The sequence below is a fragment of the Treponema sp. genome, from assembly GCF_045657965.1.
Classification (GTDB): Bacteria; Spirochaetota; Spirochaetia; order Treponematales; family Treponemataceae; genus Treponema_D.
Genome location: NZ_JAZOUG010000036.1, coordinates 1 through 8,250, shown reverse-complemented (window position 1 = coordinate 8,250; position 8,250 = coordinate 1). Strand labels below are relative to the sequence as shown.

Here is an 8,250-nt window from a genome sequence, read left to right as displayed (position 1 = left end):
AGACCCGCTTGGCCCTCCGACTTAGGCCGAGTTCTCCAGCCTTTAAGCCGCCTTCAGTAGCAGCGTCAAAAAGACGGATAGTGCTTTTATCGAAAAGATCCTGTTTAACCATTTAAGACTCCTTACTTCTGAGCTGCCTTGCGCTCTTCCTGATACTTCTTGATGAGTTCATCAGCAACATTGCCCGGAACTCGTCCGTATTTAAGGAATTCCATTGTGAATTCTGCTTTACCCTGAGTTGAAGAACGGAGGATTGTAGAGAATCCGAACATTTCTGAAAGTGGAACTTCAGCATTTACAACAGACATATTGTTTTCATCTGTTGTTTCGAGAATTACACCACGGCGCTGGTTGATAAGACCGAACATGTTACCCTGGAATTCTGTAGGTCCTTCGATAGAAACCTTCATGATTGGTTCAAGAATAACTGGTTTTGCCTTTTCGTAAGCTTCGCGGAATGCACCGATTGCTGCAGTCTGGAATGCGATATCAGAAGAGTCAACCGGGTGGTATTGACCATCGTTGATTGTACATTTGATACCTACAACAGGAGCACCGATAAGTGATCCTTTTTCCATTGCCTTTTTGAAACCTTTATCACAAGAAGGGATATATTCGTTAGGAATAGCACCACCCTTGATTGCATCTACGAATTCGTAGTCTTTGTCTGCCAGTGGTTCCATGAAACCTGCAACACGACCGTACTGACCAGAACCACCAGTCTGTTTTTTGTGTGTGTAGTTGAATGGAGCCTGAGTTGTGATAGATTCACGGTAAGCTACTTTTGGTGGAGTAACTTCAACTTCACATTTGTATTCACGCTTCATGCGTTCAACGTAAACTGCGAGGTGGAGCTCACCCATACCTTTGATGATTGTTTCGTTAGATTCCGGATCAAGTTCTGTCTGGAAGGTCGGGTCTTCTTTTGTAAAGCGGTTGAGAGCTTTAGCGAAGTTTGCAGCCATTGACTTGTCTTTTGGTTTAACAGCCTGTGAGATAACAGGTGTTGGAACGAACATAGATGTCATAGCAACATTGATGCCTTCGCCACAGAATGTATCGCCAGAAGCACAGTCAACACCGAAGAGAGCACAAATGTCTCCTGGTTCGCCGACTGAAATATCTTCCATTGCAGCTGAGTTCATGCGGACAAGACGACCGACCTTGAAACGTTTCTTTGTGCGGACGTTTGTGAGTTCTGCACCTTTTGGAAGACGTCCCTGATAGATACGGATGTATGTGAGCTGACCGAACTGACCGTCATCAAGTTTGAATGCGAGTGCAACACATGGTTTGTCAGCAACGTTGAAGAGTTCAACCTGCTCTTCGTTTTTGTCGAGGTCAAGACCATAGTTGTGTACTTCAGTTGGGTTTGGAAGATAGCGCTCAACACCGTCGAGAAGTGGCTGAATACCTTTGTTAACGTGAGCAGAACCACAGAATACGCCGACAAACTGTTCTGAAAGAGTACCTTTACGGATAGCAGCAATAATCTGTTCTTCTGTAGGTTCTTTTTCTTCGAGAAGAATTTCCATAAGTTCGTCATCGAAACTTGAAACAGCGTCAAGAAGTTCTGCACGATATTCTTCAGCCTGCTCTTTCATGTTTGCAGGGATTTCTGCAATACGCAAGTTTTCACCATTGTCACCGTCGAAGTAGATAGCTTTCATGCCTACCAGGTCAACAACACCTTCGAGTTTGTCTTCAAGACCGATTGGAAGTTCAACCATGTGTGAGTTAAGACCGAGCTTATCGCGGAGCTGATGGCATACGCGGATTGGGTTAGCACCCTGACGGTCACATTTGTTTACGAATGCGATTCGAGGTACATGGTAGCGTTTAAGCTGGCGGTCAACAGTGATAGACTGAGACTGAACACCTGCAACAGCACAAAGAATCATGATAGCACCGTCAAGAACGCGAAGTGAGCGTTCAACTTCGACTGTGAAGTCTACGTGTCCCGGTGTGTCGATAAGGTTGATAGTGATGTCCTTCCACTGAACCTGAGTTGCTGCTGACTGGATAGTAATACCGCGTTCGCGTTCCAGTTCCATGTTGTCCATTACAGCACCAACACCGTCTTTACCACGAACTTCATGAATTGCGTGAATCTTGTTACAGTAGAACAAGATGCGTTCAGATGTGGTAGTCTTACCAGAGTCAATGTGGGCACTGATACCGATATTACGTACTTTGGTAATATCAAAAGCCATATTGTTTACCTCTCAAAAAAGAATTTCCAAATATTTCTAGAATTATAAGATTATAGAGAAAATAGACTGTTTGTTCAATACTTCAGAATGGTATTACAAGAGAGGCTTTTATTGACGAACGAAAGTATTTTTTTATAAAAACATATTGTAAACCTGTTTCGATTTCACCGGAATACCTTCTGTCTGCTTTGTAAGTAAGATTAATACCTGTTTGTGCTGATATATTCACTTTAGGAAAGAATAAATTCAAATCTCCTGAATAAATTTCTTTTTCTGAGTAAGACTTTTTTTTGGGGGGATATAAACTGTAACCTGCTGAAAGAGAAATCTTTGTCAATTGTCCATAATAACTGGAAGAAAGGGTGTAAGAATAGAAATTGTCCGGGATTGAAGATTTTGTTGGTGGAGTTCCTGCAAGCAGAATATTTGCGTGAGTCCAGTCAAAACGGGTTGTGAAAAATTTGTTTTCATAAAGAAGAGCTGCCCTGAATTTTGCCGTATTTAACTGAACTGGTGTATTTGTTGCAGTGACTTTCCAGTTCTCTAAAGCTGAAAAACCAATTCTTATAGAAGACGAAAACTTATCATCAATAAAAAAAAGTAACTGGGAATTTGCACTTGCCTGTTCAATTATTCTACAGATTGCGGATGAACCGCCTATAAATGGTGCCGGTTTAGGAGAATCTTTGGTAGTTGGAATTGCGAAATAAGAAAAATTTAATAAAAGCCCCTTAAAAGAAGTTCTGCCGTCTATTTTAAACCATATTGAATCAACATCATAAGGACTTTCCTGTAATCCGGAATGAAAATTAATTTTAAAAAAGGGTGAGTGAAAACAGAATTCTGCAAGAGCTGAATTAAAAAAATCCGGCTCAAAAAGAGCATTGTTTGTTTTAAGATATGATGAATTATTTTCAATATAAAAACGGCCGAGAGAAAATTGGGACTGAATGAAAATAGTTTTTGTGAAATTGTATTTTGTTAAGATTGAAATAACTCCATTTTCGTTTTCATCAAAGAATCCTTCTGTAATGAATGTCAGATTTTTATTGTTTTTTGTTGAAAATGATAATGCATATGAAAAAGGCTGAACACTTCCTGTTAAAACCGGAAGATTTGCACCGATTCCGGTTGAAAATGAAAATGACTTTGTGAGCGGATTAGCTGTTGTTGAGGGAGAAGGATTTTTTATTTTAGAAACGGACTTTGAATAAGTATTTTGACCGATTTTTAAGGAAACAGGAAATGAATCCTTAAATAAAAAAATCCCTGCCCCGTACCGGACATCGTTAAGTAAGTCAATTTTTTCTTTTACATTATCACAGGAATTTATGGTTGAAAAATTTGTTTTAGGTAAAGTTACATAAGAGCGTAAATCTGCATGACTAAATAAGATTTTAAATCCTGTGTAAGCACTGACAGCTTTTTCTTTATCCGTGCTTTCTTCCGGAATTGTAAAACCGGCCAGAAATTTATAATCAATATATTTAAAAACCGGTTCAGAAAAAATATCTGTAGCCGGAACCAGCAGCATGCAGATAACCAGAAATCTGCGCCAATAAAAAAATGATAAAATTTTCATATCCTTTTATTGGCGTAATTTTTGATTCTTGGGCAATAAAAATAAAAAAAACTGCCGTTTTTCAGGCAGTTTTATGTTTTTTTGAGGATTTTTTTAGAATCAGTTTACTGCAGTATTAACAATCACACTTTTTGATTCAGCAAACTTATCAATCATGCTGATTCTTGTCTGCCAGTATTCGGCTTCACTTTTCGTTACATAAGGTCCAACCCGGACTCTGTAGAAGGTTTTGCCATTTGAATCAGTATAAGTAAAGACTTCACTTGTAATTTTGTTTGATTCAAGTGTGCTTCGTGCTTCATCGGCATTTCTCTTGCTTGTATAGGCTGCTGCCTGAACCCAGAATGAATCCGGTGCTTTTTTTGCAGATGATGCAACTTTTGCAGCAGTTGATGCTTTTGTTTGCGCCGGAGCTTTTGCAACAGCAGAAGATTTTGCAGATGTGCTTACAGCTTTCTTCGGTGCGGCTGAAGCTGCCGGTTTTGAAGCTGGTGCTTTTGCAACCGGAGCCGGAGTATAATAATTTTCCTGCGGCTGTGAATATACTTCACGAACTGGAGGTGGAGGAAGATTCTCTGGTGCACGGTTTGTATTAATCTGGTTTGCTGTCAGTTCATTTTTGGCAACAATTCCTGAGTTTGAAGATGATTTTAATGCATTTAAATCAATTGTAGTTGTTGTATTTGAATATACAGTCGCATTATCTGAAATAACGGTAACTTTATCAGAATGAATCTGAGAGTTCTGTTCCTGTGTATTTTCTGACTTTGCGAACGGCGAAAGTTTGAGAGTGTTATCAGATTCAGCAACCTGAGTTTCCATTGTGGTTGCAGCAGTTTCTGTGGTAAAAGCAGTGTTGTTCTCTGCAGCAGACAATTGTTTCTGAGGTTCTGTATTTGTCCAGCCAATTGACGGGTTATAAGCGCTTGAATTAGCGATTTGTGTTGATACCGGCTGCATCGGCTTTGAATAAAGAATCAGAGCGGCACCAAATACTACAAGCAAAAAGATTCCAGCTGCTGAGATAATCCATAAAGTTCTTTTCTGTTCCATAATAAAATCCCCTTGGAAGATTTAACTTCCTTTTCCATAGATTCAATATCGGAAAAACAGAAAAAATGTTTAGGATTTATCTTCTGCCAAATGCTTCTAAATTAGCAAGTCCCCTTTTAAACTGCGGAATGCGCGCACAGGCGGTTGTGTCCCAGCCGCTTGTATCGCCGCGTTTAAGGAAATGGTATGCAACACCTGCAATCATGGCTCCGTTGTCTCCGCAGAGTTTTAAGGGCGGGAAGATGCATTTGATGTCAGTCCGTTCGGCAAGAAGGGCGCGCAGCCTTGAGTTTGCTGCAACACCGCCTCCTGCAACTACTGTTTTAAGACCTGTATCTTCGACTGCACGGAAAAGACGGCTTGTGAGTGTTCTGCAGGCTGTTTCCTGAAAGGCGGCACAGAGATTTTCAGGAGTTTTTTCATAGCCCGGCTTTAAAAAGGAATCTGCCTGATGAATTACGGCAGTTTTGAGTCCTGAAAATGAAACATCGTAACGGTTTGTTTCGCGTTTATCGAGTTTAGCAATTGGAAAGGCGAAGGATTTAGGATCTCCATTCTGTGCAAGTTTATCGATGATAACGCCACCCGGGTATCCGAATCCGTAGAATTTTGAGACCTTATCAAAAGCTTCGCCGACACTGTCATCTACAGTGGTTCCTAAAACTTCAAGGTTGTCAAAACCGTTTACCTTTGCAATGATTGAATGACCGCCTGAAACTAAAAGCCCGAGATAAGGATACTGAATGTCGTTTTCAAGGTGAGCGGCATACATGTGACCGAGCATGTGGTTAATTGCAATGAAAGGTTTGTTTTTTGCCCATGCAAGGGTTTTTCCGAAAGTAAGACCGACCAGAAGACTTCCCATTAAGCCCGGCCGGTTTGTGGCTGCGATTGCGTCTACTTCGTCTAAGGTCATGTCTGCTTCGGTTAAAGCCTGGCGTACAACCGGCAGAATCCATTCTGCGTGCTTACGGCTTGCAATTTCCGGAACAACGCCTTTGTAAATCTGATGAAACGGAATTTGAGTTGCAACTACATTCGAGATAATTTTTTTGCCGTCTTCAACTATAGCACATGCTGTTTCATCACAGCTTGATTCAATACCTAAAACCTTCATATATTCCTCTGTTTTTATCTTAGCTGGCTCGGAGTTGCAAATCTGTAGCCGGCCGCTTTTATTTCAGGATACATTTCCCGTAAAAGCTCCGGTAAGATTTTTACGCTCTTGTCTACGTGACCTATTACAATTGCACGACCATGTCTGTTTGCCCATGCTAAAGTTTCTCTCATCCGTTCAATCATTTTTGCCCTGTCAATATCATTGTCGAGGTACGGGCCTGCCTTTTCAAAAATATGCATGTCACGTTCGAGAGCTGCCTGCGGGGCTTTTGTTGCTGCCGTTGTACGCGAGTCTAAAAAATATACTCCCATTTCGCTGCAAACTTCAAGAACTGCACCGATTTTAATTTCATTTGAAGTTACATCTGAACCTTCGTGATTATTTATGCCTTTAACCCCGGGACCGAGTTCCCGTAGATTTTCTTTTACAATCTGTGCAATTTCGTAAGTTGACATGTCGCTTGTAATTTTACCCGGACCAGGATCCAGATTGTGATTTAATGACTGCATCGGCTGATGAAGAATTACTTCTTTCCCGGCATTTCTTATTGCATCTGCGCAGGCACGGCTTTGAGCAAGTTTTGGTAGAACTGCGATTGTAATCGGAAAGGGGAGCGAAGCATACTGTTTTGCATTTTCAACATTACGGCCCGCATCATCAATAACGATTACAATTGTTGCTCCGTTTGATGCCGGCGGAATGTCAAAGCGTTTTTTGGAAATATTTTTTTCGATTTCGTCTTTTTGCTTTGGTGGTGTCAGTGAAGCAACCTGATTTGAAGAAGTCTGCGGTTTTGGAGACACAGTTTTAGAAATCTGATTTTCTGGAATTGTTTTAATCTGCTGAGAAAGATTCTGCTGTGGCTGAACCGCTTTCTGCTGCTGGTTTTCATTTTCCTGTTTTTTAACTTCGTTTTTTTTCGGCTGCTTTGATTCTTTTGATGCAGGTTCTGTTTTTTGTATTTGAGAAATTTCTTTTTTTTGCTGTGAAACTGAATTTTGTGCAGGAGTATCAGATTTTTGCGGTTTAGAAATCTGTTTTTGTGCTGATTCATCTTTTTTTGTTATTTGAGAAACAGTGTTTTGCGGCTGAATTTGAGTTGATGCAAGACTTTGAATTTGCTGTCCTTTTGGTGAAGAGGATTCTGTGCTTATAAAAATATTTACACCTATTGCAAGTACGCAGATTCCGCAGATAAGGCCGCAAAGGACTGCAACTTTGCTTTTTGCTAAAATAACTTTAGGTTTCTTTATTTTAGGAGAAGTTTTTCGTTTTCCGGGAGTTGTTTTTCTTTTAGTGGGAGAAAGTTTAGGCATAAGATGACATTATTTTAGTCATTTTATGCCTGAATGTCGAGTTTTTATTTTTTAAGCGGTATAGAGTTCAAGCTTTGAATCATCCATTGCTTTCCGGATTTTTTTGATTGCTTTTATTTCGGTTTGACGGATTGTTTCAGCGGATACTCCAAGGGCACTGCCTAATTCGCGTAATGTAGGTGCATGAACTTCACTTGTAAAATTATATCGTCCAGAAAGAACAAAGCGCTCTTTTTCAGGAAGCTGGGCAACTAAATTCTGTATATTTGAACGGGCTATTTCTTTGAAAAAATTCTTTTCCGGATCATATGTAAAATCAGGAATTAATTCTCCGATTGTACCGGAATTTTCATTATTGCATTCTGCATCCAGACTTGTATATGAATACAGATAGTTTAATGTTGTTTTTAATTCATTTTCGCTGATTCCGAGTGCATGAGAAAGTTCCTTTTTTGAAGCTTCGTGTCCTGTATTTTGAGCATATTCTGTCTGTGCTGTTGAAAGTTTCCGGAGAATTTCTTCCTTACGCTGTGGAATTGAAATGATTGAGGTTTTATTGTGCAGAAATCTGAGCATATACTGTAAAATCCATGGGTATGCATAAGTCGAAAATCTTGTATTGTATTTTGTAGAAAATTTCTCTGCGGCTGCCATAAGACCAAGATTTCCTTCCTGAATTAAATCCATTATTGAAACTTTATAGGTTTTCTTGAATTTATTTGCAATGCTTACAACAAGCCGTAAATTTGAATTAATAAGTTTTTTTACAGCGTTTTTGTCACCTGAACTGATTTTGCCGGCAATTTCCTGTTCTTTTTGAGCATCCAGCAACGGGTATTTCTGAATCTGGCTCATGTAAAGTTCGTACATCTTCATAAAAACTCCTGAATAATTAAAGCAATCTAGTCCAAAATCAGTAAGCAAAAACTATGCCAAGATTTATCAGAAAAAGAATGAAAGAAAAAT

Annotated in this window: 6 protein-coding genes; all 6 read right to left on the bottom strand. The window is 39.7% G+C overall.

Annotated elements, in window-relative coordinates; genetic code table 11:
• Nucleotides 1–122: 122 nt before the first annotated feature.
• A complete protein-coding gene (gene fusA, locus ACKI5B_RS01040) occupies nucleotides 123–2,213 on the bottom strand; it encodes an elongation factor G (RefSeq protein ID WP_407425096.1) in 2,091 nt (696 codons plus the stop codon).
• An 82-nt stretch (nucleotides 2,214–2,295) separates the two neighbouring features.
• Complete coding sequence (locus ACKI5B_RS01035; protein WP_407425095.1) at nucleotides 2,296–3,795, bottom strand: hypothetical protein; 1,500 nt, start codon at nucleotides 3,793–3,795, stop codon at nucleotides 2,296–2,298.
• 99 nt (nucleotides 3,796–3,894) lie between these two features.
• Nucleotides 3,895–4,848 carry an SPOR domain-containing protein gene (locus tag ACKI5B_RS01030; RefSeq protein WP_407425094.1) on the bottom strand — a complete coding sequence of 318 codons (954 nt, stop codon included), beginning with the start codon at nucleotides 4,846–4,848 and terminating at the stop codon, nucleotides 3,895–3,897.
• A gap of 76 nt (nucleotides 4,849–4,924) precedes the next feature.
• Nucleotides 4,925–5,965: a tRNA (adenosine(37)-N6)-threonylcarbamoyltransferase complex transferase subunit TsaD gene (tsaD, locus tag ACKI5B_RS01025; protein ID WP_407425093.1), complete on the bottom strand. Its 1,041-nt coding sequence runs from the start codon at nucleotides 5,963–5,965 to the stop codon at nucleotides 4,925–4,927.
• Between the two features lie 14 nt (nucleotides 5,966–5,979).
• Nucleotides 5,980–7,284 carry a divergent polysaccharide deacetylase family protein gene (locus ACKI5B_RS01020; protein ID WP_407425092.1) on the bottom strand — a complete coding sequence of 435 codons (1,305 nt, stop codon included), beginning with the start codon at nucleotides 7,282–7,284 and terminating at the stop codon, nucleotides 5,980–5,982.
• A 51-nt stretch (nucleotides 7,285–7,335) separates the two neighbouring features.
• On the bottom strand, nucleotides 7,336–8,160 hold the full coding sequence (locus ACKI5B_RS01015) for a sigma-70 family RNA polymerase sigma factor (protein WP_407425091.1): 825 nt from the start codon (nucleotides 8,158–8,160) through the stop codon (nucleotides 7,336–7,338).
• Between the last annotated feature and the right edge of the window lie 90 nt (nucleotides 8,161–8,250).